Here is a 23923-nt window from a genome sequence, read left to right as displayed (position 1 = left end):
CCAGCGTTCAATCTGAGCCATGATCAAACTCTTCAGTTCAATACTGCTTGGGTTTTTAAGAAACCCTAAACTTGGCTCAGCAATCTCAAATGACTATGTGATTTCTCGCATGGCCACTTGTGATGCTGATAATCTTTGTGACTATCAGTCCGTACTCACAAGCACCCACACGAATTGCTTGATTCGATTTGTTAAAGAGCGTTTGGCTAAGAGCGTTTCGTCTCAACCGAGGCGCGCATTCTACGCTTTCCTCATTTGCTGTCAAGCGTTTATTTTGAAGTTTTTTGCGAGAAACTCGTTTAGCTTCAAACACTTGACTCAACGGGGTGGCTTGCCTTGCTTCGCTACCGCGCTGGAGTGGGGCGCATTATAGGGTGATATTCGAGGCGGTCAACCTTTAATTTCAATAATCTGCAATCTTCCCCAAAAGACTCTGCAGGGCCACCCGGTGCTCGCCACAGCCCTTGCAGTGCCGGTGATATCGAGCGCTCCGCACAGCGCATGGCTGGCAGCGCCTGCATCTGTCTCGGCCAATCCATCCTGTGCGTTCGCCGCTGTCTACCTTGGCTGTTCCCTTTCAGGCCAATTGCGCACTATAGTGCGCAATCTCAACCTGCCAAGGATCGCCGTACAGAAATGAACACCCAGCCTCGCAGCCTGGCCGCCAACCTCTTTCCGATCGGCCTGCTGCTCATTGCCATGGCATCGATACAGTCCGGCGCTTCCCTGGCGAAAAGCATGTTTCCCATCGTCGGCGCACAAGGCACCACCACCCTGCGCCTGATCTTCGCCAGCATCATCATGCTGCTGATATTGCGCCCCTGGCGCGTGCGCATGACTGCCCACACCCTGCGTAACGTGATCATCTATGGCATGGCCCTGGGCGGCATGAACTTCCTCTTCTATATGGCGCTGCGCACGGTACCGATCGGCATTGCCGTGGCCCTGGAATTCACCGGACCACTGGCGGTGGCGATGTTGTCCTCGCGTCGGCCAATCGATTTCCTGTGGATTGCCCTGGCCATCGTCGGCCTGCTGCTGTTGCTACCGGCTGGTGATGGCGGGCAGGCCCTGGACCCGGTCGGTGCCGCCTATGCCCTCGGCGCCGGAGTGTGCTGGGCGCTGTACATCCTGTTCGGGCAACGTGCCGGGGCCGAGCATGGCATTCAGAGTGCCGCGCTGGGGGTTGTGGTGGCTGCCCTGTTTGTCGCGCCCATCGGTATCGCCCACGCTGGCAGCACATTGCTCACACCCGCCGTGATCCCCCTGGCCCTGGGCGTTGCGATTCTGTCCACCGCCCTGCCCTACAGCCTGGAAATGGTCGCGCTCACACGTATCCCGGCGCGCACCTTCGGCACCCTGATGAGCATCGAACCGGCATTCGGCGCACTGTCCGGCCTGCTGTTTCTCGGCGAAGTGCTGACGCTCACCCAATGGCTGGCGATTCTGGCGATCATCATTACCTCGGTCGGCACCACCTTGTCCATGCGCAAGGAGCCCAGCCCGGCGGTCGCCGCAGACTGACATGAGAAATATTTTCATTTGAGACAGGAATAGTGATTGTGGCGGTCCGCCGCGCTGATTAAGCTGTCACAAAATCATCATCTCTACGCTATCTACTGGACAGAACACGGACGCTGGGGAAATTTCAGGAAGAATCAAAGCAATAACGACGGGGCCAGACGGCTGATCCGCCCTGCATTTAAGGACAGGAATGAAACGTATTTTTCTCATCCTGGCCATCTTGGCCATTGCTGGATGTGCCGCCACCGCCAAGACCGAGGTCAAAAGGGGCAAGAAGGGCCTGCATATCAATTGCTCCGGCCTTTCCTCCTCGTGGGACAACTGTTACAGCAAGGCTGCGAGCGCCTGCAGCACGCGAGGCTATCGCGTCATCGCACGCTCGGGCGATAGCGATGAAGAACCGGGTGACTACTTGTTCGGCATCAACCCGGCGGGTTACACCAGCCGCAGCATGATCGTCATCTGCAAATAAAAAAGGGCAGCTCGCAAGCTGCCCTTTTTACTTGAAGCCTTATAATGGCACGGTGCGCGCCTCAAGCCAGGCCAGCGCTTCGCCCTTGAGCAAGGGTGCCAGGCGCTCGCGCACCTGGGCGTGATAGCGGTTCAACCAATCCCGTTCGTCCCTGGCCAGCAGCTCGGGCAACAGGCAACGGGTGTCGATCGGGCACAGCGTCAGGGTTTCGAAATTGAGGAACTCGCCAAAGGCGCTCGTGCCGGCCTCGCGGGTGACGACCAGGTTCTCGATGCGCACGCCCCACTGCCCCGGGCGGTAGGTGCCCGGCTCGATCGAGCTGATCATGCCCGGCTGCATCGCGGTCTGCGGTGTCGGCGCGGCCTGATAGGCAATCACCTGCGGCCCTTCGTGCACGTTCATGAAATAACCCACCCCATGCCCGGTGCCATGGCCGTAATCCACCTGGTCAGCCCAGATCGGTGCCCGCGCAATGGCGTCGAGCAACGGCGACAGCACGCCACGCGGGAAGCTGGCGCGCGACAAGGCAATCATGCCCTTGAGCACGCGCGTGCAGTCCTGCTTCTGCTGCAGGCTGGGGCTGCCCACCGGTACCATGCGGGTGATGTCGGTGGTACCGCCCAGGTACTGCCCACCCGAATCGATCAGCAGCAGACCATCGCCCTCGATGACCGCGTGCGACTGTTCGGTGGCGCGGTAATGCGGCATGGCGCCGTTGCCATTGAAGGCGGCAATGGTCGCGAAACTCAACGAAACGAAGCCCGGGCGCCGGGCTCGCGCAGCGCTCAGGCGCTCGTCGATGGTGAGTTCGGTGATGGTTTCCTGACCGAGGTTGGCCTCGAACCAGGCGAAGAATTCGCACAGGGCCGCGCCGTCCTGCTCCATCGCCTGGCGAATGTGCATCAGGTCGTCTTCGCCTTTGCACGCCTTGCTCAGGGTGGTGGGGTTGATTCCCTCGACCAGCTCAACCCCGCCGGGCAGGTTATCCAGCAGGCCACAGGTGACCCGGGCGGGATCGATCTGCAATCGGCTGCCGGCTGGCAGGGCGCCGAGGGCGCTACCGGCTTCGGTGTAGTCACGCACCTCGATGCCATCCACTGCCAGCACCTGGCGCAGATGGTCATCGAGCTTGTCCTGGCCGACGAACAGGATGGCTTGCTCCTGGCTGATCAGGGCGAACGCCATGAACACCGGGTTGTAGGACACGTCGCTGCCGCGCAGGTTGAAGAGCCAGGCGATGTCGTCCAGGGTGGCGATGAAGTGCCAGTCGGCGCCCTTGGCCTGCAGGCTCTGGCGCAACTGCTTGAGTTTTGCTGCCCGGCTCACCGTGGCGTGCGGCGGCAGGTGCTGGTAGACCGGGTTGCCCGGCAGCGCCGGGCGCCCATCCCAGACCTGTTCGAGCAGGTCCCGGCCGGTCACCAGCCGCGCCCCGCGCAGCTTCAACCGGTCGCCCAGCTGGCGTGCCGAAGCCAGGGCCATGACCGCACCATCCACCGCCACGCTGCCGTTGCGCTCGACGTGGTCGCCCAGCCATTCCAACGCGCCGGGTTTGCCTGGCAACAGCTTCATCAACTCGATGCCAGTGCCTGCCAGCTCGTGCTCCGCCTGTTCCCAATAGCGGCTATCGACCCATAACCCGGCAAAGTCGGCCGTGACCACCAGCGTGCCAACCGAGCCATGGAAGCCAGACAGCCACCGGCGCCCCTGCCAGTATGCCGGCAGGTATTCGGAAAGATGGGGGTCGGCCGAGGGTACCAGCAAGGCATCGATGCCCTCTGCGGCCATGACCTGGCGCACGTGTGCAAGGCGCTGCGGCACGCTTTGCCCAAGGGTGGTCTGAACGTTCATGCGCTCTCCTGCGGCTACATCACGATTGATCCAGTGTGCCGATAATGGAACAGCCGTCGAAGCCCTGCAATCGTGGCGACCGACACACGGTATGCATTGCCCGCCACGCCCTGCACATACAGGACATTTCCTACAGCGCGGCCGGGACCACCGATCAAGTTTTGCTGAACTTCGCCAAAGTAACGGCTTCACACAGATACATTCACTGCATACAGGCAAACGACCATGCCCAATGCCAGCGCCCCTAAAAGCGGCGTGGTGCTGCTCGACACCCGGGCACGCACCCCTGACCACGAGCATGCCGTGCATCTCAAGCTCGCCGAAGGCCTGGCGCGCTTGCTGGGTTGCCCATACGTGCAGCCCAGCCAACCGCCGAGCGCCGCCGATGGCTACTACTACCTGCCCACCGAAACCTTGGTCGACCCCAAGCGCCAGGCCAGCCTGGGCATCTGCAGCGAGCACGACCTGTTCGGTGGCCTGGTCGCCTATCCATACATGGCGACCAAGGCAATCTCCCACCCGTTACCGGCGGGGGCCAGTTTCCCTCCAGGCTGGACCGATGCCTTCGCCCGGCAAGCCAGCGACGCCCTGTTGCGCGGCTACACGGTGTTCAGCAAGGCCGACGCACGCAACGCCGCGCACCTGCTGCTGCTGGACGGCCCATTGCGGATCAAGCCCGTGCTGGCTTGTGCAGGCCGCGGGCAGCAGGTCATCACCACGCTGGATGCGCTGGAGCCACTGCTGGCCGGCATGGATGACCAGGAACTGGCCCTGTGGGGGCTGGTGCTGGAAGAAGACCTGAGCGAGGTGCAGACCTTCAGCGTCGGCCAGGTGCGCGTCGCCGGCCACACCTGCAGCTACCACGGCATCCAGTACCTGACCCGCGATCACCAGGGCGTCGAAGTCTATGGCGGCTCCGATCTGGTGGTGGTGCGCGGCGGCTACGACGCGCTGCTGCAGCTACCACTGGAAGATCACCTGCGCCTGGCCATCAACCAGGCAATCGTCTACGAGCAGGCAGCCGAGCGCCACCTGCCGGGCTTCATCGCCTCGCGGCGCAACTATGACATCGCCCGCGGCTTCACTGCCGAGGGCCACTTGCGCAGCGGCGTACTCGAACAATCCTGGCGGCTGGGCGGCGCCAGCAGTGCCGAACTGCTGGCCTTGCAAGCCTTTGCCGGCGACCCGGCATTGCAACGGGTGCGGGCTTCCACCCATGAAGTATTCGGCATCCCCGAACTGCCCACTGACGCCACCCTCTTCTATCAAGGAAACGACAGTGAACTCGGACAACTCAGCAAATTTGCGCGGATTCGCGACTATGACCATTCAGAGTGAAACCGTTGAACTGCAGGTCGAGGATGACAGCATCGTCGGCACCCTGGTCAGCCCTGGCAGCAAGATGCCGGGCATTCTCTTCGTGCATGGCTGGGGCGGCAGCCAGCAGCGCGACCTGGCACGTGCCCGGCATATCACCGGGCTGGGCTGTGTCTGCATGACCTTCGACCTGCGCGGCCACGAAAAGACCGAAAGCCAACGGCTGACCGTTACCCGCGAACAGAACCTGATGGACCTGGTAGTGGCCTACGACCGCCTGGTCAGCCACCCCGCTGTCGACAGCAGTGCCATCGCCATCATCGGCAGCAGCTATGGCGGCTACCTGGCCACCCTGTTGACCCGCGAGCGGCCAGTCAAATGGCTGGCCCTGCGCGTCCCTGCCATGTATTGGGACGAGGAATGGGACATTCCCAAGCAGACCCTGGACCGGCAGCGCCTCAACGCTTACCGCCAGCGCCCGCTCGGGCCGGCGGACAACCGCGCCCTGGCAGCCTGCGCCGAGTTCGCCGGCGATGTGCTGCTGGTGGAGTCCGAACAGGACGACTATGTGCCGCACAGTACGCTGATGAGCTACCGCTCGGCATTTGTCAGCGCTCATTCGCTCACGCACCGCATCGTCGACGGTGCCGACCATGCGTTGTCCAGTGAAGCTTGTCAGAAGGCCTACAGCTCGATCCTGGCGTCGTGGATCAGCGAAATGGTCATCGGCGCCCGGCTGGACCGTTACCCGCACTATGCGCCCTGGTATGCCTGAGCTTCACTCAGCTGGCAGTGCAGGCCGCCATCGGCGCCACGGACCAGGCTGCGCAGGGTCTGGTAGGCGGCAAACCTGACGCCACGCGCCTGATGCTCGGCGAGCAGTTCGAGAAACGGCTCCTCGACAAAATAGGCAGCGGCCGCCGCCCACGCCTGGCGGGACTGCCATTGCAGGTACTGCAACACTCGGCTGCCATCGTCACTGGCCTGGATGCTGACCCCCTGCAACCCCTCACAGCGTGTGGCCAGCTCTTCACTGCGCGCCACCAGCGCCTGGGCCAATGCCTGCTGGCGGACGCCGGGTACTTCATATTCGATCATCTGGGTAAACCACAGGGCATGGGGTGTTGCCATCATGAGCAGTCTCCTTGCTACGGACGCATGCAGCGCGATGCCGGGCAGGGTAAAACCTCAAGTTAAGTCAAGGTCAAGCGTTTTTCCGCTGCGGATACGCCGCACTCGCCCTGGCCGGAGACGGCAAAGCGCCGGCGATAATCGCTCGGGGTCAGGCCGGTTATGCGCTGAAACACCTTGCGAAACGCGCCCGGGTCCTGGTAGCCGACACCCCAGGCGATCTGATCGACGGTGCGCCGGGTGAACTCCAGCAAGCGGCACGCCCGCCCTACCCTCACTTGCTGGCAGTATTCGGTCGGCCGCAGCCCCGTTGCAGCACGAAAACGGCGCAGGAAAGTGCGGGCTTCCAGCCCCGCGCATGCAGCCATGCCGGCCAGGTCGACATCCTGCCCGCCATTGCCCTGCAACCAGTGCTGGACTTTCAGCACCGCCTCGTCGCCATGCTCCAGACGCGGGCGGAACACGGCACCAGGCAGCGGCGCCGACACCGGTTGCACTGCCAGGTAGCGGGCGGTTTCGCCTGCCAGGGTCGCGCCCATGAAGCGCTCCAGCAAACGCAGGCCCAGGTCGGTCCAGGCCATCAAGCCGGCCGAGGTGATCAGGTCGCCATCATCGAGCAAGGGCTGCTGGGCCTCGACCCGTATCCTGGGAAACCGCTGGGCCAGCGCTTGCACGTAGTTCCAGTGGGTACAGGCCGGGCGCCCGTCGAGCAGGCCGCTGGCAGCGATGAAGAACACACCGATGCACACCGAGGCCAGCACCGTGCCGCGCCCGTGCAGCTCGCGCAGCGGCGCACGGTGGCGCTCCAGCAACTCGGCTTGCGGTGCCGACTCCAGGCTCGGCGGTATGATCAGCACGCGCAGATCAGGCAAGGCGGCGCCTGGGCTCTCGGGCGCAGGCTGCAGTTGCCCCAGGTCGTCGACTTGCCAGAAGCTGACACGTAGCCGCGGCAACTCGACGGCCCCCAGCTCGGCGGCTACCCGGTTGGCCACCAGAAACAGGTCGGCCAGGCCATGCACAGCAGCACGCTGCGCGCCCTGGTACAGCAGCAGGCCGATATCCAGGCTGGTGGCATTGTCAGTTTTTGCCCGCATAGTGTCGTTTGCGCCAATCCTCAGGTCAGTGGCCACAGCCTATAACTAACGTCATCCAACGACTACTGCCACAGGAGGCAGCATGAGCAAGCAGGCGCTGATCATCATCGACATCCAGAACGACTACTTCCCCGGCGGCAGATGGACCCTCGATGGCGCTGAGCAGGCAGCCGACAATGCCGCACGCCTGCTGGCGGCGGCACGCCAACGGGGCGACCTGGTGGTGCATGTGCGGCATGAGTTCGAGAGTGCCGATGCGCCGTTCTTCGCGCCAGGCTCGCAAGGGGCGGCCATCCACGCCAAGGTCCGGCCCGCAGCGGGCGAGCCGGTGGTGCTCAAGCACAAGGTCAATGCCTTCCTCGGCACCGACCTGGAGCATACGCTGGACCAGCACGGTGTCGAAGCCTTGACCATCGTCGGCAGCATGAGCCACATGTGCATCGACGCTGCCACCCGCGCCGCGGCCGACCTGGGCTACGCCGTGACCGTGGCGCACGATGCCTGTGCAACCTTGCCCCTGGAGTTCGATGGCAAGCAGGTGCCGGCGGCGGACGTGCATGGGGCGGCAATGGCGGCGCTGGCGTTTGCCTATGCCAAGGTAGTCAAGACCGATGAACTGATAGGAAACTGACCGCGAGCCTCGGAATGTGCCTACGGGCCTCATCGCCGGCAAGCCGGCTATCACAGGTTCTCCACTGGCTCCGAGCGTGAAGGTGGACCAGTGGGCGCTGGCCTGCCGGCGATGAGGCCCGCAAACCCGCAAGACTTCTCGATCAGATCACCACATTGCGCACAAAGCGCACCGCCACGGCCCCGTCATTGCGGTAGGCATAGCGACAATTGCTGGCGAACACATGGAACTGGCCCTGCTGCAGGCAGTGCTCGAGGCCTTCGATGATCAGTGTCAGTTGCCCTTCGGCGACATAGATCTGCTCGCTCCAGCCTTCGGCATCGGCTTCGCTGCGATAGCACTCGCCGGGCGCCAGGGTCCACTCCCACAGCTCCACCTCGCGCCTTGCCGGGCTGCTGCCCAGCAGCACCGCCCTGCTCTGTGGATGCTCACCCGCCCAGGCCAGCTCTTCGATACGGCCCGGGTCACGCTGGTCCGGAGCCTGGATCAGGGTGCTGAAGGCCACGCCGAGGGCTTCGGCAATCAGGTCGAGGGTCGTCAGGCTGACATTCTTTTCGCCCGCCTCGATCGCCACCAGCATGCGCCGGCTGACCCCGGAACGCTCGGCGAGCGCCGTCTGGCTCATGCCTGCGGCGTTGCGCAGGCTGCGTACATTGAGGCTGACATGTTGTAGCACCGACGCCCGGTGCGAAGATTCTTTGTGCACTATAGTGCTCACTGGTCGGGATTGCGCAGTATACTGCCCACTTTGCGGCGATTGTGCGCCGCCCCTTCCGAGTACGCAAGACCATGAACCAGCCCAGCAGCAAGCCGACCGCCGCCGTTACCTTTCGCCTGAGCAAGGCCGAACTGGTGCTGGTCTTCATCACCATGTTGTGGGGCGGCACCTTTTTGCTGGTGCATAACGTGATGGCCGTCAGCGGGCCGATGTTCTTCGTCGGCCTGCGCTTCGCAGCAGCCGCGCTGTTCGTGGGCGTGGTATCGGCGCGGGCACTGCCTGGGCTGACGTTCACCGAACTCAAGGCCGGCGTGCTGATCGGCGTGTCGATCATGCTTGGCTACGGCCTGCAGACCATGGGCCTGCAAACCATCAGCAGCAGCCAGTCGGCATTCATAACCGCGTTGTATGTGCCGTTCGTGCCGCTGCTGCAATGGCTGGTGCTGGGCCGCCGGCCCGGCCTGATGCCGAGCATCGGTATCGGCCTGGCGTTCATCGGCCTGATGCTGCTGGCCGGCCCGGAAGGCGGCCGCCTGCATTTCAGCGAGGGCGAGCTGGTGACCCTGGTCAGCGCAGTGGCGATCGCCGGCGAAATCATCCTGATCAGCCGCTATGCCGGCCAGGTCGATGTGCGCCGGGTCACCGTGGTGCAACTGGCGACCGCCTCGCTGCTGGCATTCCTGATGATCGTGCCGACCCAGGAGCGCATTGCTGATTTTTCCTGGCTGCTGCTGGCCAGTGCGGTGGGCCTGGGCGCGATGAGCGCGGTGATCCAGGTGGCGATGAACTGGGCCCAGAAATCGGTCTCGCCCACCCGCGCCACGCTGATCTATGCCGGCGAACCCGTGTGGGCCGGGATCGTCGGGCGTATCGCCGGCGAACGCTTGCCAGGCGTGGCACTGCTCGGTGGCCTGTTGATCGTGATCGCGGTGGTGGTCAGCGAACTCAAGGTGCGTCGTGCGGGCGAAACCGAGCCAGCGCTGGAAGCACAGAGTGAACGCTAGCGGCACGCCCCGTCTCTAAAGCTGCGGCTATGCTTTGTAAGAAACTGTTATAAAAAATCAGCTGGTCACAGCCTGTTTGTAGGATTCTGCGACAGCTTGCGTGTTGGTGATCCCCCCCCTGGCACGTATGATTCCTGGCAAACTTCTCCAGAATAGGCCGCTATGTCATTGATAGTGCTATTGCTCCTGCCGTTCGTGGGCAGTTGCCTGGCAGCCGTGCTGCCGCACAACGCACGTAACGCGGAGTCCATTCTCGCCGGGCTCGTCGCCCTGGTCGGCACTGTCCAGGTAGCGCTGCTGTACCCTCAGGTTGCCCACGGCGGCGTGATCCGCGAAGAGTTCCTCTGGCTGCCCAGCCTGGGCTTGAACCTGGTACTGCGCATGGACGGCTTCGCCTGGCTGTTCGCCTTGCTGGTGCTGGGCATCGGTGCGCTGGTGTCGCTGTATGCCCGCTACTACATGTCGCCACAAGACCCGGTACCGCGCTTCTTCGCCTTTTTCCTCGCCTTCATGGGCGCCATGCTCGGCCTGGTGATCTCCGGCAACCTGATCCAGCTGGTGTTCTTCTGGGAACTCACCAGCCTGTTCTCCTTCCTGCTGATCGGCTACTGGCACCACCGTGCCGACGCCCGTCGCGGTGCCTACATGGCGCTGATGGTCACGGGTGCGGGCGGCCTGTGCCTGCTGGCAGGGGCACTGCTGCTCGGCCATGTGGTGGGCAGCTACGACCTGGACAAGGTCCTGGCTGCCGGCGACGTCATCCGCCAGCATGCACTGTACCCGGTGCTGCTGCCGCTAATCCTTATCGGTGCCCTGAGCAAGAGCGCCCAGTTTCCCTTCCAGTTCTGGCTGCCCCATGCCATGGCCGCACCGACCCCGGTGTCGGCCTATCTGCATTCGGCGACCATGGTCAAGGCCGGGGTGTTCCTGCTGGCCCGCCTGTGGCCGGTGCTGTCGGGCAGCGAAGAGTGGTTCTGGATCGTCGGCGGTGCAGGCGCCCTCACCCTGCTGCTTGGCGCCTTTGCCGCCATGTTCCAGAACGACCTCAAGGGCCTGCTGGCCTATTCGACCATCAGCCACCTGGGCCTGATCACCCTGCTGCTGGGGCTCAACAGCCCATTGGCCGCCGTTGCCGCCGTGTTCCACATCCTCAACCATGCCACCTTCAAGGCCTCGCTGTTCATGGCCGCCGGCATCATCGACCATGAAAGCGGCACCCGTGACATTCGCCGCCTGAGCGGCCTGGTGCGGCTGGTGCCGTACACCGCCACTCTGGCCATGGTGGCCAGCGCCTCGATGGCCGGCGTGCCGTTGATGAACGGCTTCCTGTCCAAGGAAATGTTCTTTGCCGAAACGGTGTTCATCAGTGCCACCGCCTGGGTCGAGGCCACGTTGCCGGTGATCGCCACCCTGGCTGGCACCTTCAGCGTGGCCTATGCCCTGCGCTTCACCGTCGACGTCTTTTTCGGCCCCAGCGCCGAAGACCTGCCGCACAACCCACATGAACCGCCACGCTGGATGCGTGCGCCAGTCGAGTTGCTGGTGTTGACCTGCCTGGTAGTGGGCATCTTCCCCGCCCAGTCAGTCGGCCCGCTGCTGGCAGCTGCCGCCCTGCCGGTCGTGGGCGGTACCCTGCCGGAGTACAGCCTGGCCATCTGGCACGGCTGGAACGCGCCGCTGATCATGAGCCTGATAGCCATGAGCGGCGGCATCGTGCTGTACCTGGTGCTGCGCAAACAGCTGCGCCTGGGCCGCTTCCCCTACCCGCCGCTGATCGAGCGCTTCAACGGCAAGCGCCTGTTCGAGCACGGCCAGGTGCAACTGATGCTGCTGGCGCGGCGCATCGAGCGCCTGCTTACCAGCCGCCGCCTGCAATCGCAGCTGTTCATGCTGGTACTCGCCGCCTTCTTCGCCGGCCTCATCCCCATGCTGTACAGCGGCCTGAGCTGGGGCGACCGGCCGAAGATTCCCGGCTCGGGCGTGTTCGTCGCGCTGTGGCTGATTGCGATTGCCTGCGCTATCGGCGCCGCCTACCAGGCCAAGTACCACCGCCTGGCGGCCTTGATCATGGTCAGCGTCTGCGGCCTGATGACCTGCATCACCTTCGTCTGGTTCTCGGCGCCCGACCTGGCCCTGACCCAGCTGGTGGTGGAAGTGGTCACCACCGTGCTGATCCTGCTCGGCCTGCGCTGGCTGCCACGGCGGATCGAAGGTGTGTCGCCACTGCCGGGCAGCCTGGACCGTGCACGCATGCGCCGCTTGCGCGACCTGTTGCTGGCAGTGCTGGTAGGTGGCGGCATGGCGGTGCTGTCCTACGCCATGCTGACCCGCCCGACACCCAACGACATTTCCTCGTTCTACCTGAGCCGCGCGCTGCCCCAGGGTGGTGGCACCAACGTGGTCAATGTCATGCTGGTCGACTTCCGTGGCTTCGACACCCTTGGTGAAATCACCGTGCTGGTGGCCGTTGCGCTGACCGTGTTCGCGTTGCTGCGGCGCTTCCGCCCACCGAAGGAAAGCATGCAACTGCCGTCGCAGCAGCGCCAGCTGGCACCCGATGTGGTCACCGACCTGATCAACCCGCGGCATGCCACCGACACCGCCCTGGGCTTCATGATGGTGCCTGCCGTGCTGGTGCGCCTGCTGCTGCCGATCGCCCTGCTGGTATCGATGTACCTGTTCATGCGTGGCCATAACCAGCCAGGGGGAGGCTTCGTCGCTGGCCTGGTGATGTCGGTGGCGTTCATCCTGCAATACATGGTGGCCGGCACCCAGTGGGTCGAAGCACAGATGAGCCTGCGCCCGCTGCGCTGGATGGGCACCGGGCTGCTGTGCGCAACCCTGACCGGGGCAGGCGCCATGCTGTTGGGCTACCCGTTCCTCACCACCCATACCGCCCACCTGCACCTGCCGGTGCTTGGCGATGTGCACGTGGCCAGTGCGCTGTTCTTCGATGTCGGCGTGTTCACCGTGGTGGTCGGCTCGACCCTGCTGATCCTCACGGCCCTGGCGCACCAGTCGGTGCGCGCCTACCGCCCGGGCAACCCGGCGAAAACCAGCCAAGCGGGAGCCGCCTGATGGAAGAAGTGATTGCAATCGCCATCGGCGTCCTGGCCGCCTCGGGGGTATGGCTGATCCTGCGCCCGCGGACCTACCAGGTGATCATGGGGCTGTGCCTGCTGTCGTACGGGGTCAACCTGTTCATCTTCAGCATGGGCAGCCTGTTCATCGGCAAGGAACCGATCATCAAGGACGGCCTGCCGCAGGACCTGCTGCATTACACCGACCCGCTGCCGCAGGCGCTGGTGCTCACCGCCATCGTCATCAGTTTCGCCATGACCGCCCTGTTCCTGGTGGTGTTGCTGGCCTCGCGCGGCCTGACCGGTACCGACCACGTCGATGGCCGGGAGCGTGACGAATGAGCGGCATGAGTCAACTGATCATCGCGCCCATCCTGCTGCCGTTGGTAACGGCGGCGGTAATGTTGCTGCTGGGCGAGAAACACCGGCAGCTGAAGGCCCGGTTGAACCTGCTGTCGACCTTCACTGGCCTGGCCATCGCGGTCAGCCTGCTGTTGTGGGTACGCATCCAGGGCCAGGCGGAATCGATCGGCGTCTATCTGCCAGGCAACTGGCCGGCACCGTTCGGCATCGTGCTGGTGGTCGACCACCTGTCGGCGCTGATGCTGACCCTCACCGGCACCATCGGTTTCAGTGCCCTGCTGTTTGCCCGAGCCCGCTGGGATGGCGCCGGGGCCAGTTTCCATGCGCTGTTCCAGATCCAGTTGATGGGCCTGTACGGCGCCTTCCTCACCGCCGACCTGTTCAACCTGTTCGTATTCTTCGAGGTGCTGCTGGCAGCCTCCTATGGCCTGCTGCTGCACGGCTCGGGGCGTGCCCGGGTGCGTGCCGGCCTGCACTACATCGCCATCAACCTCTTTGCCTCGTCACTGTTTCTGGTCGGCGCGGCGATGCTGTATGGCGTGACTGGCACCCTGAACATGGCAGACCTGGCCGTGAAGATCCCGCTGGTGCCGGAGGCCGACCGTGGCTTGCTGCATGCCGGTGCGGCCATCCTGGCCATCGCCTTCCTGGCCAAGGCCGGCATCTGGCCATTGAACTTCTGGCTGGTGCCGGCCTATGCCTCGGCCAGCGCGCCGGTGGCGGCGCTGTTCGCGATCATGACCAAGGTTGGTCTGTATGCCGTGCTGCGCCTGTGGACCCTGCTGTTCTCGGGGCAGGCCGGGGCTTCGGCGCACTTCGGTGGCGACTGGCTGGTATCAGGTGGCCTGGTCACCCTGGCAGTGGCGGCGGTGTCGATCCTGGCGGCGCAACGCCTGGAGCGGATGGCTGCCCTCAGTATTTTGGTCTCGGCCGGTACCCTGCTCGCCGCCATCGGCTTCGCCCAGTCGGCGCTGACCGGTGCAGCGTTGTTCTATCTGGTCAACTCGACCCTGGCGCTGTGCGCGCTGTTCCTTCTCGCCGAGCTGGTCGAACGCTCGCGCTCGGCCAATGAAGCACCGCTGGACGAAGAGGAAGACGCCATGCCACCGCCGCTGGAGTCACTGCACCCGCCCAAGGGCATCAACCTCGATGATGAGCAACAGGTGGTGATCGGCCAGATCATCCCCTGGACCATGGCGTTTCTCGGCCTCAGCTTCATCGCCTGTGCCCTGCTGATCATCGGCATGCCACCGTTGTCGGGCTTTATCGGCAAGCTCAACCTGATCAGCGCGCTGTTCAACCCGCTGGGGCTGGGCGTGCCCCCTGAACAACCACTGGGTATGTCCGGCTGGGGCCTGGTGAGCTTGCTGATCCTGTCAGGCATGGCCTCGCTGATTGCCTTTGGCCGTGTCGGCATCCAGCGTTTCTGGAAGCCCGAAGAGCGCCCTTCGCCGCTGCTGCGCCGCTATGAATGCCTGCCCATCGTCATCCTGTTGGGCCTGTGCATGGTCCTCAGCCTCAGGGCCGAGCCGTTGCTGCGCTATACCCAGGACACCGCCGCCAGCCTGCAGGCTCCCGAGCTTTACATACAAGCCGTCATGGCCGCGCGACCCGTCCCCGGCCCGACCTCGCTCGACGTACAGGTGCAGCCATGAAGCGACTGTTCCCCGCCCCGCTGTTATCGGTGTCGCTGTTCGCGCTGTGGCTGCTGCTGAACCTTTCGCTCAGCCCCGGCAACCTGCTGCTGGGTGCTGCACTCGGCGTGCTGGCGCCGCTGCTGATGGCACCGCTGCGCCCCCAGCATGCCCATGTGCGGCGGCCACTGGTCATCGCCCGGCTGATCGGCCGGGTCGGCATCGATGTGATCATCTCCAACCTGCTGGTGGCCCGTGGCGTGCTGCGTGCCGGCAAGCAGCCGCCACGCTCGGCGTTCGTGCACATCCCGCTGAGCCTGCGCGATGCGCATGGCCTGGCGGCGCTGTCGATGATTACCACGGTAGTGCCAGGCACGGTCTGGTCCGAGCTGGCGCTGGACCGCAGCGTCTTGCTGCTGCATGTGTTCGACCTGGACGATGAGGCGGCCTTCATCCAGCACTTCAAGGACACCTACGAACGCCCGCTGATGGAGATCTTCCAATGACAGGTCTGCTTGCCAATGCTGTCCTCGCCAGCCTGTTCATCTTCGCCCTGGCCATGGCCCTGGCACTGATCCGGCTGTTCCGCGGCCCGTCCGCCCAGGACCGGGTGCTGGCGCTGGACTACCTGTACATCCTGGCCATGCTGAGCATGCTGGTGCTGGGCATCCGTTATGCCAGTGACACCTACTTCGAAGGTGCACTGCTGATTGCGCTGTTCGGCTTCGTCGGCTCGTTTGCCCTGGCCAAGTTCCTGCTGCGCGGTGAGGTGATCGAATGACTGAACCCCTGCAACTGCCGTTCTGGGTAGAACTGGTGACCGCCGTGCTGCTGCTGGCCGGTAGCCTGTTTGCGCTGGTCGGTGCCGTGGGCCTGGTACGCCTGAAGGACTATTTCCAGCGCATGCACCCGCCGGCACTGGCCTCGACCATCGGCGCCTGGTGCGTGGCGCTGGCCTCGATCATCTACTTTTCCTGGCTCAAGCAAGCGCCGGTGCTGCACGCCTGGCTGATTCCGATCCTGCTGTCCGTTACCGTGCCGGTCACCACCCTACTGCTGGCCCGGGCAGCGCTGTTCCGCAAGCGCATGGCCAACGAGCCGGTGCCGGAAGAAGTCAGCAGCGGGCGCGATCGCGGCAACTGACCAGTCGCCTCACGCCTGGCTGAGGCGCTGCAACTCGCGGCGGACCATGGCCACATAGGGCGGCGGGCCAAGGCGGTACAATTCGCCTGCTACCCAGTTCAACCAGGCACTTTGCAGTTCCGCGCGCCTGGCCAGCAAACGCTGGGCCTCGGCCACGGCATCCGCCTGGTGTTGGCGATGAAACTCGGCACGCGTGGTGGGTGTGTCGTCACCGTGGGTCATTCACTGGCCTTGAAGGTGGTCAGTTCACCTTTGCGCCATTTGGCGACCTTGCCGGTCACCGCCTTGAGCAACTTGCCCAGGCCTTCCTGAATCTGCTGCTGTGCGGCGAATACCAGCATCACGCCGTGGCCCTCGCGGAACACGATGCCCTCACCTTCAGGTACCGAGACGAAGGCGTAATCGCCTACGCCATAGACGTTCAGCTTGATTTCACGAAAGCGCATTTCCAGCTTGCCACCTTCCCGGCTGGGCAGCACGGCGGCGCGGAAGTGGTCGCCGACTTTAAGTTCGAGGCGCTGTTTGTCGTCGACCACCAATGCGCTTTCGGTGTCGATTTCGGCCATGTAAAGGCCTTCGGGATTCTGTTCGGTGACGTAGACAAAGCGACCCTGGAACAGCTGGGCCAATTTACCGCGCAAGTCGCCCAGGGCGAACAACGCATGGGTATCAAGAGTGCTGACTGCCAATGAAGTAATCCTCAACCGGTTACAACCCGCGCTCACCCAAGCTCGGTGAAGCACGGCCATTTCTTGTCGATAGGCGAAAAGAGTAATGAAGCGATATGCGAAATGTCTGCGCCCGCTGGCGATGCAGCGTGCGGGATTCTTTACTCTGGCTTGCCAGATCTGGCCTCAATACAGGCTTTCGGCATATTCCCGATCCGGGAAGTGTAATGTCTGACAGCAAACCCGCCAGAAAGATGCGACAGGCAATGCCGGAGCGCACGTGAAAACGGGCCCTGCAATCCATCAGTGCATTACTGAGGGAAGAATATGCACGAAAACACCGAAATCCGTCGAGAGGCAAAGCGCATTTCTTGCCGTTGATACAGCCTGCCCTCGTTTTACCAGGCCCGGCGCAATCGATGCGCTCAGGCGGCCAAGCCTTTCTTCAACTGTTGCAACCAGGCTGCCTGGCACTCCAGCGCCTCTTCGCGCGTGGCGAAGGCGGTACCACGCCGCTCGCCATTGACCAGCACCACCCAGCAGATGCGTTTACCCAACGCCCGCAGCGTGGCCGGCACACCCGAGCCAATCATCACGGCTACATCGACCCGGCTATTCATCATTCCCTCCGGAATTTAATTAGCACCCTAACGATAAAGCCATGATACGCCCGCTCGCCGCGCGGAAACAGCGCATCCCGGTACAGCAGTTTTACGCGCGGGGCAACAAAACCGCCGGCGGCAAAGAAACGCAAAAAGCCCCAGGGATCGCTCCGTGGGGCTTGGCACACCGCGCGGGGTTACACCTGGCGCTGGTGGCGATCGAGCTGCTCGTGGCGCTCCTGGGCTTCGATGCAGTACTTGGTGGTCGGGCTGATCAGCAGGCGCTTCAGGCCGATCGGCTCACCGCTGTCGTCGCACCAGCCGAAGCTTTCGTCGGCAATACGGTCCAGGGCCATTTCCAGCTGGGGCAGCAGGCGCTGGTCGCGGTCGATGGCATTTACCAGCCAGCTACGCTCCTCTTCGACCGAAGCCACGTCGGCAGGGTCCGACGGGGTGTCCAGGCCTTCGATGGTGGCACGGCTCAGCTCGATGCGTTCATGGGTTTCGACTTTCATCGCCTGCAGCAGGCCAGCGAAGAAAGCCAGCTGGTCAGCGTTCATGTAGTCATCGGCCGACATGGCCAGCAACTGTTCCTTGGTCATCGATTTCTCTATGAAAAAATGTGCATTTGGGCGATTCATATGCTGCCGACGCCTTGGCATCGGTGGCGGAATTCTTCAAGCGCCAACCGGCACTCTTTTACAGGGGGCGGAAGTCTAAGGCGCCGCGTCGCGTGGAGCAACTGCAATCGGGTGGGAATTTGCTTCCATTGTCTACATTCCGCTGGTCGGTGCCTTCAGCTCAATGCGATCGCCGCCCTCATACTAGGAGTCTGGCCGTGGCCCTGCGTCGCGCTGGCGCTAGCTCTTGCTCTTGCTCTTGCTCTTGCTCTTGCTCTTGCTCTTGCTCTTGCTCTTGCTCTTGCTCTTGCTCTTGCTCTGCTTTTGATCTTGATCTTCGCGACTTCAGGAGGCCGGAGTGAGGGAACCCCGAAGCGCAGCGTAGGGGCCGGATGATGGGAGCGCAGCGTTTTTTGGTTACTTTTTGCCGCGTTTGGCAAAAAGTGACTCGCCTGAACTGACCCCGGAATGTTGGACAGGGGTTAACGGTTCAGTGCTTGGGTCCGAAATTGTACCGGACTCAAGCCATTCAATCTGAGGCTTATGCGTTCCTGGTTGTAGTAGGCGATGTAGTCGTCCAGCCCTGATGCCAACTGCTCCACGCTCTCAAACGGATTCTAGGTAGAAGAACTCGCTCTTGAGCGTACCGAAGAAGCTTTCCATGGCGGCATTATCCAGGCAATTTCCCTTACGTGACATGCTCTGCTCAACGTTCTTCTCGGCCAACATGTGCCGGTAGGTCGGCTGGCGGTACTGCCAGCCTTGATCAGAGTGCAAGATTGGTTTGTCACCTTGATTCAGCCGCCCAAAGGCTTGCTCCAACATGCTCGAAACCATACTGAACTCAGGTCGGCGGTTGGTCTGGTAAGCCAGGATTTCCCCGTTGTACAGGTCCATCACCGGCGAGAGAAACAGCTTCTGCCCCTTTACCTTGAACTCCGTCACGTCAGTCGCCCATTTCTGATTAGGGCCTTCTGTCTTGAATTCCCGCTTGAGCAGATTAGGTGAGACAAGCCCCACATCGCCCCGATAAGAGCGGTATTTCTTCGGTCTGACCAATGATTTAAGGCCCATCAACTGCATCAAACGCTGCACCTTCTTGTGATTGATTGACTCACCGGTGTGCCCAAGGGCCGCGGTGATGCGGCGATAGCCATAGCGTCCGCGATGCTGGTGATAGACGCTGCGGATGCGGTCTTTCAGTTCTGCATGCTTGTCAGTCAGCAGCGCTTTGCCTTGGTAGTAGAACGTGCTGCGCGCCAACCCGGCAGCACGGAGCAACAAAGCAAGTGGATATACCTGCCTCAATCCTTGGACGGCCTGCGTTTTCTTGGCTGCGCAGTCCGAGGGTCCGCCTGGATCAAGGCATCGAGCTTTTTTAGATAGGCATTCTCGGCACGCAGATAGGCCAGCTCTTTGAGCATTTGCTCAGGTGTCAGGTCAACGTCCGCAAGGCCTTCAGGGCTTACTGTGGTTTTTTTGGACGGTTTGCGGGGCATGCTGGGCTCTCGGTGACGATGCGGTTGAAGTGCTTCAACTCCACCTGCATCGTACCGTTTTTTCCATTCCCTGATACTGCTCGGGCCGCGGATATCAAATCGTATGCACGCTTGCTGGGCGGACAGCCCCTCTTGCTCGATGCACTGCAACACCTTCAGTTTGAACTGGGCATCGTAGTGGCTGTATTTCGCAGCCAAACCTGCGGCACCGTGCGCATCATGGCCCTTGACCCAGCGGCGTAGGATCGATGGGCTCAGGCCGTGCTTGACGCCCACCTCATGAATACTGTCGGCAGACAGAGATTCCTCGATCAGCAATTGCTTGAGCGATAGGTTGTATTTCGTCATGGAACACCCCCTCGGTGAGGTCAGGTGTCCAACATTCAGGGGTCAGTTCAACGGCGAGTCACTTTTTGCCAAACGCGGCAAAAAGTAACCAAAAAACGCTGACTCCCATCATCCGGCCCCTACGCTGCGCTCCGGGGTCCCCTCGCTACGGGCTTGCTCCCGGGAGGACGCGCTGCAGGCCCCATCCATGGGGCCTCAGCGCTTGACGGGCATCCATGCCCGTCACCTCCCTCCGCAAGCCCTTCGCTCGGCCTCCTGAAGTCGCATTCGGGGGCGCCTGAACTATCGCGCGCTTAAAAGCAAAAGCAACGGCAACGATGCTGCTATCAACGATCCTTGAACTGCGCCTCACGCTTGCCAATGAACGCAGCCATGCCCTCTTTCTGGTCCTCGGTAGCAAATGCCGCATGGAACACCCGCCGTTCAAAGCGCACGCCTTCACTGAGGGTCACTTCAAACGCCCGATTGACGCTCTCTTTCACCATCATGCTCACCGGTATCGACTTGCTGGCAATGGTCGCCGCCACCTTCAGCGCCTCTTCCACCAGCTCCGCCTGCGGCACGATACGCGCCACCAAGCCAGCGCGCTCGGCTTCTTCAGCGCCCATCAGGCGGCCCGTCAGGCACAGTTCCATGGCCTTGGCCTTGCCCACCGCGCGGGTCAGGCGCTGGGTGCCACCCATGCCCGGCAACACGCCGAGGTTGATTTCCGGCTGGCCGAACTTGGCATTGTCCGCCGCCAGAATGAAATCACACATCATCGCCAGCTCGCAGCCACCCCCCAGGGCAAAGCCCGACACCGCGGCGATGATCGGCTTGCGCCGGTTGGCAATACGGTCGGCATCGCTGAACAGGTCGTCGACGTAGATTTGCGGATATTGCAGCTCGGCCATTTCCTTGATGTCGGCACCAGCGGCGAAGGCCTTGGCGGAACCGGTCAGCACCACGCAGCCAATGTTCGGGTCACGCTCGAGCTGGTCCAGGGCCTGGTTGATCTCGCCAACGATCTGCGCGTTAAGCGCGTTCAGCGCCTGCGGGCGGTTGAGGGTGATCAGGCCGACCTTGCCGTGGATATCCAACAGGATGGTTTCGAATGCCATGCAGTCTGCTCCTTCAAAGATTGCGCGCAATGACCATGCGCTGAATGTCGCTGGTGCCTTCGTAGATCTGGCAAACCCGAACGTCGCGGTAGATACGCTCCAGCGGGAAGTCGCTCAGATAGCCATAACCGCCCAGGGTCTGCAAGGCATCCGAACAGACCTTTTCGGCCATTTCCGAGGCAAACAGCTTGGCCATCGATGCTTCCACCAGCGCCGGGCGCCCGGCATCGCGCAATGCCGCGGCGTGCAGCACCATCTGCCGGGCCACGGTAATTTTCGTTGCCATGTCGGCCAGGCGGAACGCCACCGCCTGGTGTTCGATCAACGCCTTGCCGAAACTCTGCCGCTCGTTGGCATAGTCGCGCGCCACTTCGAACGCCGCGCGGGCCATGCCCACCGCTTGCGCGGCAATGCCGATACGGCCACCTTCGAGGTTTGCCAGGGCAATCTTGTAGCCCTCACCCTCCGCGCCCAGGCGATTGGCCAGGGGCACGCGCACATTGTCGAAAACGATCTGGCAGGTGTCGGAAGCGTGCTGACCAAGCTTGTCCTCGACCCGCGCCACCTGGTAACCCGGCGAATCGGTGGGCACGATGAAGGCGCTGATGCCGCGCTTGCCGGCGTCCGGGTCGGTGACAGCGAACACGATCACCACCCCGGCGTTCTGGCCAGAGGTGATGAACTGCTTGCTGCCGTTGAGTACATAGTGATCGCCATCCAGGCGTGCACGGGTCTTCAGGCTGCTGGCATCGGAGCCAGCCTGCGGTTCGGTCAGGGCGAAGGCACCAAGCATCGCGCCGCTGGCCAGCGGGGCAAGGAACTGGACTTTCTGCTGCTCGCTGCCAAAGCGCAGGATCGGCACGCAGCCCACCGAGTTGTGCACGCTCATGATGGTCGAGCAGGCACCATCACCGGCGGCGATTTCTTCAAGGGCCATGGCATAGGCCACGTACCCGGTGTCGCTGCCCCCCCACTGCTCCGGCACCAGCATGCCGAACAGCCCCAGCTCGGCCATCTCCTCGATGGCCTCCTTGGGGAAGCGATGTTCCTTGTCCCACTGCTCGGCAAACGGCTTCAGGCGCTCCTGGGCAAAGGCGCGCACCGCGTCGGCGATCTGTTGTTGCTCGTCAGTTACCAGCATGGTTCACCTCAGTACAGGCATTCGACAGCCATGGCCGTGGCTTCGCCACCGCCGATGCAGATGGCCGCCACGCCACGGCGCAGGTTGTTCTGGCGCAGGGCCGACAGCAGGGTCACCAGGATGCGTGCGCCGGAAGCGCCGATCGGATGGCCGAGGGCGCAGGCACCGCCATGGATGTTGACCTTGTCATGTGGCAGGTCGAGGTGCTTCATGGCCGCCAGGGTGACCACGGCGAAGGCCTCGTTGATCTCGAACAGGTCGACATCGGCCAGGTTCCAGCCGGTGCGCTTCATCAGCTTGTCGATGGCGCCGATCGGGGCGGTCGGGAACAGCGCCGGGGTGTCGGCGAAGGCGGCGTGGCCGTGGATCACCGCCAGCGGCTTGAGGCCGCGCTTGTCGGCTTCGGAGCGGCGCATCAGCACCAGCGCCGCGGCACCGTCGGAAATCGAACTGGAGTTGGCGGCGGTCACCGTGCCACCTTCGCGGAACGCCGGCTTGAGCTGCGGGATCTTGTCCAGGCGCGCCTTGGGCGGCTGCTCGTCATCCTTGACAACGCGCTTTTCCTTGCCTTCGGTGACTTCCACCGGGACGATCTCGGCAGCGAAACGGCCGTTGCTGATCGCCGCCTGGGCACGGGTCAGCGAGGCAATGGCGAACTGGTCCTGGGCCTCTCGGCTGAAGGCATTGGCCTGGGCGCAGTCTTCAGCGAAGGTGCCCATCAGCCGGCCTTTGTCGTAGGCGTCTTCCAGGCCGTCCATGAACATATGGTCGATGATCCGGCCGTGGCCCATGCGATAGCCACCACGGGCCTTGTCCAGTAGGTAGGGGGCATTGGTCATGCTTTCCATGCCCCCGGCCACTACCACGTCGGCGGTGCCGGCCAGCAGCAGGTCATGGGCCATGATAGCCGCCTGCATGCCCGAGCCACACATCTTGTTCAGGGTGGTGCAGGTGGTGTGCTTGTCCAGCCCGGCCCCCAGCGCAGCCTGTCGGGCCGGCGCCTGGCCCTGGCCAGCCGGCAGCACGCAGCCGAACAGCACCTGCTCGACACTGGCGGCATCGATGCCGGCACGCTCGACAGCCGCACGAATGGCCGCGCTGCCCAGTTGTGGTGCCGTCAGGCTCTTGAGGTCGCCCTGCAGGCCGCCCATGGGCGTGCGCACGGCGCTGACAATTACGATCGGGTCGTTGGCGAGGGTCATGTTGGTTCTCCTTACTTGGCAGCCATGCGCAGTGCACCGTCGAGGCGGATCACCTCGCCGTTGAGCATGCTGTTCTCGATGATGTGGCGGGCAAGCGCGGCATATTCCTGCGGGCGGCCCAGGCGTGGCGGGAAGGGCACGCCGGCTGCCAGCGATGCCCGTACTTCCTCGCTCATGCCGGCCATCATCGGCGTTTCGAAGATGCCTGGGGCGATGGTCATCACCCGGATGCCGAAGCGCGCCAGTTCGCGGGCCGCCGGCAGGGTCAGGCTGGCGATGGCGCCCTTGGAGGCTGCGTAGGCGGCCTGGCCGATCTGCCCGTCGTAGGCGGCGATGGAAGCGGTGTTGATGATCACCCCGCGCTCGCCGCCCTCATCGGCAGCCCCTTCGGCCATGGCCGCCGCGGCCAGGCGCAGCAGGTTGAAGCTGCCGATGAGGTTGACGTTGACCACCTTGGCGAAGCTGGCCAGGCCGTGCGGGCCCTGCTTGCCGAGCACTTTTTCGGCGCCGACGATACCCGCGCAGTTGACCAGCCCGTGCAGGCTGCCGAAGGCACTGACAGCCGCGTCGACCGCCGCCTGCGCAGCCTGTTCGTCGCTGATGTCGGCCACTGCGAAGCGGGCGTTGCCGCCCAGTTCGCGGGCCTTGGCTTCGACAGCCTGGGCATTGAGGTCGACCAGCATGACCTTGGCGCCGGCCGCGACCAGCATCTGCGCGGTGGCAGCCCCCAGCCCGGAGGCGGCGCCGCTGACGATGAAGTGTTTGTTGGCTATTTGCATGATCG

24 protein-coding genes and 1 pseudogene are annotated in these 23923 nt (G+C 63.3%); 12 read left to right on the top strand and 13 right to left on the bottom strand.

What is annotated here, in order from left to right:
- Window positions 1–636: 636 nt before the first annotated feature.
- The gene (rhtA, locus tag JKP78_RS18375; protein ID WP_200627140.1) at window positions 637–1524 is read left to right on the top strand and encodes a threonine/homoserine exporter RhtA; all 888 of its coding nucleotides are present in this window, start codon (window positions 637–639) and stop codon (window positions 1522–1524) included.
- 190 nt (window positions 1525–1714) lie between these two features.
- A complete protein-coding gene (locus tag JKP78_RS18370; protein WP_170029178.1) occupies window positions 1715–1996 on the top strand; it encodes a hypothetical protein in 282 nt (93 codons plus the stop codon).
- A 39-nt stretch (window positions 1997–2035) separates the two neighbouring features.
- Here the strand turns inward: JKP78_RS18370 and JKP78_RS18365 are convergent, their stop codons facing one another.
- Window positions 2036–3844: an aminopeptidase P family protein gene (locus tag JKP78_RS18365; protein ID WP_186690009.1), complete on the bottom strand. Its 1809-nt coding sequence runs from the start codon at window positions 3842–3844 to the stop codon at window positions 2036–2038.
- A gap of 225 nt (window positions 3845–4069) precedes the next feature.
- Here JKP78_RS18365 and JKP78_RS18360 point away from each other — a divergent pair, with 225 nt between their 5' ends.
- Window positions 4070–5182, top strand: coding sequence for a DUF3182 family protein (locus JKP78_RS18360; RefSeq protein ID WP_186690012.1), 1113 nt, complete (start codon window positions 4070–4072; stop codon window positions 5180–5182).
- Window positions 5166–5936 (top strand): alpha/beta hydrolase family protein, encoded by a 771-nt coding sequence (locus JKP78_RS18355; protein ID WP_170029175.1) that lies wholly within the window; start codon window positions 5166–5168, stop codon window positions 5934–5936. The genes JKP78_RS18360 and JKP78_RS18355 overlap by 17 nt, the downstream gene beginning before the upstream one ends.
- Here JKP78_RS18355 and JKP78_RS18350 read toward each other — a convergent pair.
- Together JKP78_RS18350 and JKP78_RS18345 are read right to left on the bottom strand one after the other, a co-directional pair.
- Window positions 5915–6295: an antibiotic biosynthesis monooxygenase gene (locus tag JKP78_RS18350; protein WP_186690014.1), complete on the bottom strand. Its 381-nt coding sequence runs from the start codon at window positions 6293–6295 to the stop codon at window positions 5915–5917. The two genes, JKP78_RS18355 and JKP78_RS18350, sit on opposite strands and share 22 nt — an antisense overlap.
- Before the next feature lie 59 nt (window positions 6296–6354).
- A complete protein-coding gene (locus tag JKP78_RS18345; protein ID WP_200627139.1) occupies window positions 6355–7386 on the bottom strand; it encodes a GlxA family transcriptional regulator in 1032 nt (343 codons plus the stop codon).
- An 82-nt stretch (window positions 7387–7468) separates the two neighbouring features.
- Between JKP78_RS18345 and JKP78_RS18340 the strand changes: the two genes are divergently transcribed.
- Entirely contained in the window at window positions 7469–8017 is a 549-nt protein-coding gene (locus JKP78_RS18340) for a cysteine hydrolase family protein (protein WP_186690018.1), read from the top strand.
- Window positions 8018–8159: 142 nt separating this feature from the next.
- Here JKP78_RS18340 and JKP78_RS18335 read toward each other — a convergent pair whose 3' ends face one another.
- The gene (locus JKP78_RS18335) at window positions 8160–8723 is read right to left on the bottom strand and encodes a helix-turn-helix domain-containing protein (protein ID WP_186690020.1); all 564 of its coding nucleotides are present in this window, start codon (window positions 8721–8723) and stop codon (window positions 8160–8162) included.
- An 83-nt stretch (window positions 8724–8806) separates the two neighbouring features.
- Between JKP78_RS18335 and JKP78_RS18330 the strand changes: the two genes are divergently transcribed.
- The 7 genes from JKP78_RS18330 (at window position 8807) to JKP78_RS18300 (ending at window position 15959) form a co-directional block, all read left to right on the top strand.
- Window positions 8807–9739, top strand: a complete 933-nt coding sequence (locus JKP78_RS18330) for a DMT family transporter (RefSeq protein ID WP_170029170.1) — start codon at window positions 8807–8809, stop codon at window positions 9737–9739.
- A 162-nt stretch (window positions 9740–9901) separates the two neighbouring features.
- Entirely contained in the window at window positions 9902–12817 is a 2916-nt protein-coding gene (locus JKP78_RS18325; RefSeq protein ID WP_186690022.1) for a monovalent cation/H+ antiporter subunit A, read from the top strand.
- Window positions 12817–13161, top strand: coding sequence for a Na+/H+ antiporter subunit C (locus JKP78_RS18320; RefSeq protein ID WP_170029168.1), 345 nt, complete (start codon window positions 12817–12819; stop codon window positions 13159–13161). The genes JKP78_RS18325 and JKP78_RS18320 overlap by 1 nt, the downstream gene beginning before the upstream one ends.
- Window positions 13158–14837 carry a monovalent cation/H+ antiporter subunit D gene (locus JKP78_RS18315; protein ID WP_186690024.1) on the top strand — a complete coding sequence of 560 codons (1680 nt, stop codon included), beginning with the start codon at window positions 13158–13160 and terminating at the stop codon, window positions 14835–14837. The genes JKP78_RS18320 and JKP78_RS18315 overlap by 4 nt, the downstream gene beginning before the upstream one ends.
- Window positions 14834–15322 carry a Na+/H+ antiporter subunit E gene (locus tag JKP78_RS18310; RefSeq protein ID WP_170029166.1) on the top strand — a complete coding sequence of 163 codons (489 nt, stop codon included), beginning with the start codon at window positions 14834–14836 and terminating at the stop codon, window positions 15320–15322. Before JKP78_RS18315 ends, JKP78_RS18310 begins: the two co-directional genes overlap by 4 nt.
- Window positions 15319–15597, top strand: coding sequence for a K+/H+ antiporter subunit F (locus JKP78_RS18305; RefSeq protein WP_170029165.1), 279 nt, complete (start codon window positions 15319–15321; stop codon window positions 15595–15597). The genes JKP78_RS18310 and JKP78_RS18305 overlap by 4 nt, the downstream gene beginning before the upstream one ends.
- Complete coding sequence (locus JKP78_RS18300; protein ID WP_186690026.1) at window positions 15594–15959, top strand: Na+/H+ antiporter subunit G; 366 nt, start codon at window positions 15594–15596, stop codon at window positions 15957–15959. The genes JKP78_RS18305 and JKP78_RS18300 overlap by 4 nt, the downstream gene beginning before the upstream one ends.
- A 9-nt stretch (window positions 15960–15968) precedes the next feature.
- On the opposite strand, the gene JKP78_RS18295 is transcribed toward JKP78_RS18300, so the two are convergent.
- From JKP78_RS18295 to JKP78_RS18255, 9 genes and pseudogenes are all read right to left on the bottom strand, one after another.
- A complete protein-coding gene (locus JKP78_RS18295; RefSeq protein WP_186690028.1) occupies window positions 15969–16181 on the bottom strand; it encodes a hypothetical protein in 213 nt (70 codons plus the stop codon).
- A complete protein-coding gene (locus JKP78_RS18290) occupies window positions 16178–16648 on the bottom strand; it encodes a hypothetical protein (RefSeq protein WP_170029162.1) in 471 nt (156 codons plus the stop codon). The genes JKP78_RS18295 and JKP78_RS18290 overlap by 4 nt, the downstream gene beginning before the upstream one ends.
- A 404-nt stretch (window positions 16649–17052) precedes the next feature.
- Window positions 17053–17247: a hypothetical protein gene (locus JKP78_RS18285; protein ID WP_170029161.1), complete on the bottom strand. Its 195-nt coding sequence runs from the start codon at window positions 17245–17247 to the stop codon at window positions 17053–17055.
- Window positions 17248–17426: 179 nt separating this feature from the next.
- Entirely contained in the window at window positions 17427–17831 is a 405-nt protein-coding gene (locus JKP78_RS18280) for a TraR/DksA family transcriptional regulator (protein ID WP_003259022.1), read from the bottom strand.
- A gap of 500 nt (window positions 17832–18331) precedes the next feature.
- Window positions 18332–19696, bottom strand: a pseudogene (locus tag JKP78_RS18275) (IS3 family transposase).
- Between the two features lie 326 nt (window positions 19697–20022).
- Window positions 20023–20796, bottom strand: a complete 774-nt coding sequence (locus JKP78_RS18270; RefSeq protein ID WP_170029160.1) for an enoyl-CoA hydratase — start codon at window positions 20794–20796, stop codon at window positions 20023–20025.
- Window positions 20797–20809: 13 nt separating this feature from the next.
- Complete coding sequence (locus JKP78_RS18265; protein ID WP_186690030.1) at window positions 20810–21937, bottom strand: acyl-CoA dehydrogenase; 1128 nt, start codon at window positions 21935–21937, stop codon at window positions 20810–20812.
- Between the two features lie 8 nt (window positions 21938–21945).
- The gene (locus JKP78_RS18260; RefSeq protein ID WP_186690032.1) at window positions 21946–23139 is read right to left on the bottom strand and encodes an acetyl-CoA C-acyltransferase; all 1194 of its coding nucleotides are present in this window, start codon (window positions 23137–23139) and stop codon (window positions 21946–21948) included.
- 11 nt (window positions 23140–23150) lie between these two features.
- On the bottom strand, window positions 23151–23918 hold the full coding sequence (locus JKP78_RS18255) for an SDR family NAD(P)-dependent oxidoreductase (RefSeq protein WP_200627138.1): 768 nt from the start codon (window positions 23916–23918) through the stop codon (window positions 23151–23153).
- Window positions 23919–23923 lie beyond the last annotated feature (5 nt).

This window comes from Pseudomonas sp. LAM2023 (assembly GCF_016620375.1).
Taxonomy (GTDB): domain Bacteria; phylum Pseudomonadota; class Gammaproteobacteria; order Pseudomonadales; family Pseudomonadaceae; genus Aquipseudomonas; species Aquipseudomonas anuradhapurensis.
The sequence above is the reverse complement of the archived record's forward strand: the minus strand, read 5'-3'. Positions and strand labels throughout refer to the sequence as shown.

Bases quoted from the DNA above. Each gene is read 5' to 3' on its own strand.
- rhtA (WP_200627140.1), top strand. From the start codon at position 637: ATGAACACCCAGCCTCGCAGCCTGGCCGCCAACCTCTTTCCGATCGGC.
- JKP78_RS18370 (WP_170029178.1), top strand. From the start codon at position 1,715: ATGAAACGTATTTTTCTCATCCTGGCCATCTTGGCCATTGCTGGATGT.
- JKP78_RS18365 (WP_186690009.1), bottom strand. From the start codon at position 3,844: ATGAACGTTCAGACCACCCTTGGGCAAAGCGTGCCGCAGCGCCTTGCA.
- JKP78_RS18360 (WP_186690012.1), top strand. From the start codon at position 4,070: ATGCCCAATGCCAGCGCCCCTAAAAGCGGCGTGGTGCTGCTCGACACC.
- JKP78_RS18355 (WP_170029175.1), top strand. From the start codon at position 5,166: ATGACCATTCAGAGTGAAACCGTTGAACTGCAGGTCGAGGATGACAGC.
- JKP78_RS18350 (WP_186690014.1), bottom strand. From the start codon at position 6,295: ATGATGGCAACACCCCATGCCCTGTGGTTTACCCAGATGATCGAATAT.
- JKP78_RS18345 (WP_200627139.1), bottom strand. From the start codon at position 7,386: ATGCGGGCAAAAACTGACAATGCCACCAGCCTGGATATCGGCCTGCTG.
- JKP78_RS18340 (WP_186690018.1), top strand. From the start codon at position 7,469: ATGAGCAAGCAGGCGCTGATCATCATCGACATCCAGAACGACTACTTC.
- JKP78_RS18330 (WP_170029170.1), top strand. From the start codon at position 8,807: ATGAACCAGCCCAGCAGCAAGCCGACCGCCGCCGTTACCTTTCGCCTG.
- JKP78_RS18325 (WP_186690022.1), top strand. From the start codon at position 9,902: ATGTCATTGATAGTGCTATTGCTCCTGCCGTTCGTGGGCAGTTGCCTG.
- JKP78_RS18320 (WP_170029168.1), top strand. From the start codon at position 12,817: ATGGAAGAAGTGATTGCAATCGCCATCGGCGTCCTGGCCGCCTCGGGG.
- JKP78_RS18315 (WP_186690024.1), top strand. From the start codon at position 13,158: ATGAGCGGCATGAGTCAACTGATCATCGCGCCCATCCTGCTGCCGTTG.
- JKP78_RS18310 (WP_170029166.1), top strand. From the start codon at position 14,834: ATGAAGCGACTGTTCCCCGCCCCGCTGTTATCGGTGTCGCTGTTCGCG.
- JKP78_RS18305 (WP_170029165.1), top strand. From the start codon at position 15,319: ATGACAGGTCTGCTTGCCAATGCTGTCCTCGCCAGCCTGTTCATCTTC.
- JKP78_RS18300 (WP_186690026.1), top strand. From the start codon at position 15,594: ATGACTGAACCCCTGCAACTGCCGTTCTGGGTAGAACTGGTGACCGCC.
- JKP78_RS18295 (WP_186690028.1), bottom strand. From the start codon at position 16,181: ATGACCCACGGTGACGACACACCCACCACGCGTGCCGAGTTTCATCGC.
- JKP78_RS18285 (WP_170029161.1), bottom strand. From the start codon at position 17,247: ATGAATAGCCGGGTCGATGTAGCCGTGATGATTGGCTCGGGTGTGCCG.
- JKP78_RS18280 (WP_003259022.1), bottom strand. From the start codon at position 17,831: ATGACCAAGGAACAGTTGCTGGCCATGTCGGCCGATGACTACATGAAC.
- JKP78_RS18270 (WP_170029160.1), bottom strand. From the start codon at position 20,796: ATGGCATTCGAAACCATCCTGTTGGATATCCACGGCAAGGTCGGCCTG.
- JKP78_RS18265 (WP_186690030.1), bottom strand. From the start codon at position 21,937: ATGCTGGTAACTGACGAGCAACAACAGATCGCCGACGCGGTGCGCGCC.
- JKP78_RS18260 (WP_186690032.1), bottom strand. From the start codon at position 23,139: ATGACCCTCGCCAACGACCCGATCGTAATTGTCAGCGCCGTGCGCACG.
- JKP78_RS18255 (WP_200627138.1), bottom strand. From the start codon at position 23,918: ATGCAAATAGCCAACAAACACTTCATCGTCAGCGGCGCCGCCTCCGGG.